Here is a 1,336-nt window from a genome sequence, read left to right as displayed (position 1 = left end):
GTCGTCGCCGGTGCGGCGATCACCGGCCTGGCGGTGGCCTCACCCGGCCCCGCCACGGCGAACACCAAGCCGGCCGGTCCGGGCAGCGCGCTGCAGGCGGGGTTCGCCGACGCGGCGCGCGAGTTCCAGGTCCCGCAGAGCGTGCTGATGGCGGTCTCGTACCGCCAGACGCTGTGGGAGAGCCACGACGGGCAGCCGTCCACGACCGGCGCGTACAACGTCATGGGTCTGACCCGGGTGACGGCGGACGACGTCGAGCAGCCGACGGACGCGGAGCGCCTGTCGCACCTGAACATGAGCGGCGACCCGACCGTCATGAAGCACTTCGACGCCAAGCGCGCCCTGAAGGGGGCGCCGAAGGCCGTCGACACGAGCGACCCCCGGCTGCACACGCTGGACGAGGCCGCCAAGCTGATCGACAAGTCGGTCGACGCGGTCCGCGAGGACGAGACCCAGTCCGTCCGCGCGGGTGCGGCGCTGCTCGCGAAGTACCAGAAGGACGCGACGGGCTCGCTGCCCGAGGACGCGGGCAAGTGGTACGCGGCCGTCGCCCGCTACAGCCAGGCACCGGACACCAAGGGCGCGTCGCTGTTCGCGAAGCGGGTGTACGAGTCGATCAGGACGGGTGAGAACCGGATCACGGCCGACGGCCAGCAGCTCGCCCTGCCGGCCGACCCGTCGGTGAAGCCGGTCAGGCCGGAGACGATGTCGCTGGCGGCGTTCAGCGCGACGACCCAGACGCCGGAGTGCCCGGCGGGGCTGAACTGCGACTTCCGCCCGGCGGCGTACAAGCAGAACAGCTCGACGCCGGACGACTTCGGCAACTACAACGAGTCGAACCGCCCCTCGAACGGCGAGGACATCCGCTACCTCGTCATCCACGACACCGAGGGCGGCTACGACGGGTCGCTGAAGACGTTCCAGACCTCGACGTCCTACGCCAGCGCGCACTACATGGTCCGCGCCTCCGACGGTCTGGTCACCCAGCTGGTGGCGACCAAGGACGAGGCCTGGCACGCGGCCAACAAGACGATGAACATGCACTCGATCGGCATCGAGCACGAGGGCTATGCCATCAAGGACAACGCCACGTGGTACACCGAGCCTCAGTACGAGTCCTCGGCCGCGCTGGTGAAGTACCTGGCGAACCGCTTCAGCATCCCGCTCGACCGTGAGCACATCGTCGGCCACGACGAGGTGCCGGGTGTGCTGGACGCCAATGTGAAGTCCCAGCACTGGGACCCGGGCCCGTACTGGGACTGGAACCACTACATGAACCTGGTCGGCGCGCCCAGCGGCGACCAGGGCGCGGGCGGCCCGCTCAAGGCGGGTCAGC

Annotated in this window: 1 protein-coding gene; it reads left to right on the top strand. The window is 69.8% G+C overall.

All coding sequences use genetic code 11. From position 1 onward, the window contains the following. Positions 1 to 1,336: N-acetylmuramoyl-L-alanine amidase (locus A8W25_RS31555; RefSeq protein WP_420708545.1), on the top strand; the 1,336-nt coding region annotated here is incomplete at both ends.

Origin of the sequence: Streptomyces sp. ERV7 (genome assembly GCF_001653515.1) — a bacterium.
Taxonomy (GTDB): domain Bacteria; phylum Actinomycetota; class Actinomycetes; order Streptomycetales; family Streptomycetaceae; genus Streptomyces.
Note: the sequence above shows the minus strand (reverse complement) of the source record. Positions and strands in the feature narration are given on the sequence as shown.